This window comes from Streptococcus sp. 10824 (assembly GCF_013276595.1).
Lineage (GTDB): Bacteria > Bacillota > Bacilli > Lactobacillales > Streptococcaceae > Streptococcus > Streptococcus pseudopneumoniae.
The window spans coordinates 14,808-16,416 of record NZ_VMLH01000004.1 but is presented as its reverse complement, the minus strand read 5'-3'; the positions used below and the strand labels follow the sequence as shown (position 1 = coordinate 16,416).

The 1,609-nt window shown below is 41.7% G+C and carries 2 protein-coding genes; both read left to right on the top strand.

Annotated features, from left to right (window positions below; all coding sequences use genetic code 11):
• The coding region (locus tag HT701_RS11230; RefSeq protein WP_205403481.1) for a hypothetical protein at window positions 1-189 on the top strand (189 nt) is incomplete at its 5' end.
• Between the two features lie 104 nt (window positions 190-293).
• Entirely contained in the window at window positions 294-1,556 is a 1,263-nt protein-coding gene (locus HT701_RS00630) for an NRAMP family divalent metal transporter (protein WP_172931090.1), read from the top strand.
• Window positions 1,557-1,609: the final 53 nt, after the last annotated feature.

Sequence of the window (1,609 nt, the reverse complement as noted above, 5' to 3'; positions counted from 1 at the left end):
AAAATCAAAGAGCAAACTAGGAAGCTAACCGCAGGTTGCTCAAAACATTGTTTTGAGGTTGTGGATAGAACTGACGAAGTCAGTAACCATACCTACGGTAAGGCGACGCTGACGTGGTTTGAAGAGATTTTCGAAGAGTATTGCTATCATAGTAGTTATTTTCAGATCTTCTTTGTAAATTTTCTGTAATTTTCTATCTTTTTTCAAAATATTCTTGCATTTTCCCAAAGTTTTTTGTAGAATATAGATTACATATCCAGATTATTCTGAAAATTCAAAAAGGAGTATTTATCATGTCGCAAGCTATTTCGTTAAATCAATCAACCTGGACAAGTAAACTAAAAGCAATGGGACCTGGAATCCTAATGGCAACTGCCGCTGTTGGAGGTTCCCACATTGTATCTTCCACTCAAGCTGGCGGTTCTTACGGTTGGTCTCTACTTCTCTTGGTCATCTTAGCCAATGTCTTTAAATATCCATTTTTCCGTTTTGGTGCTGAATACACAGCTGATACTGGAAAGACTTTGGTTGAAGGTTATGCCGAAAAAGGAAAACTCTATCTCTGGATTTTCTTTATTCTCAATGTCTTTTCGGCTATGGTCAACACGGCTGGTGTTGCCATTCTGTGCTCAGCTATCATCGCCAGTGCCTTCCCAATGATTGGTCTTAGCATCACTCAGTGGTCCCTCATTCTCGTTGCCATCATTTGGGCTATGTTACTCTTTGGAGGCTACAAACTTTTAGACGGCATGGTCAAATGGATCATGTCAGCTTTGACCATTGCAACTGTTCTTGCAGTTATCATAGCAGCGGTCAAGCATCCAGAATACAGTTCTGATTTTGTCGAGAAGACACCTTGGCAAATGGCAGCTCTGCCCTTCATCGTCTCCCTCCTAGGATGGATGCCTGCTCCTATTGAAATTTCATCTATCAATTCACTTTGGTCAGCTGAAAAGAGAAAGACCGTCAACTTTAACAAAGAAGACGCTCTGTTTGACTTTAACACTGGTTATATTGGAACAGCTATCCTAGCCGTCTTCTTTGTGGCACTGGGAGCACTGATTCAGTATCCTACAGGGCAGGCGGTTGAAGCTGCTTCAGCCAAATACATCTCTCAATTCGTAGGCATGTATGCCTCTGTTCTTGGCGAATGGTCCCGTTACTTGATTACCTTTATTGCCTTCCTCTGTATCTTTGGAACAGTTATCACTGTTATTGATGGCTATTCTCGCGTTAATCAGGAATCTCTCCGACTGCTAATCAGTCAAAAAGAAGACAATCGTAAATCTTTGAACATCTGGATGACCATCACTGCTATCATCGGTATCGTCATTATCAAGTTCTTCGCTGGTCAGGTGTCAACCATGCTCCGCTTTGCTATGATTGGTTCTTTCCTGACAACACCATTCTTCGCTCTTTTAAACTACGCCTTGGTAACGCGTGAAAACAAAAATCTTCCTTCTTGGCTCAAACACCTTGCCATTGCAGGATTGATTTTCCTCTTTGGCTTTGCCATCTTCTTTATCTATGCACTCGCAATCGGAAAAGCAGGGTAAGGGACAAGCGCGAGATGAAGATAATACTCTTCGCAAATCTCTTCAAACCACGT

Coding starts and splice junctions, on each gene's coding strand:
- HT701_RS00630 (WP_172931090.1), top strand. CDS start 294: ATGTCGCAAGCTATTTCGTTAAATCAATCAACCTGGACAAGTAAACTA.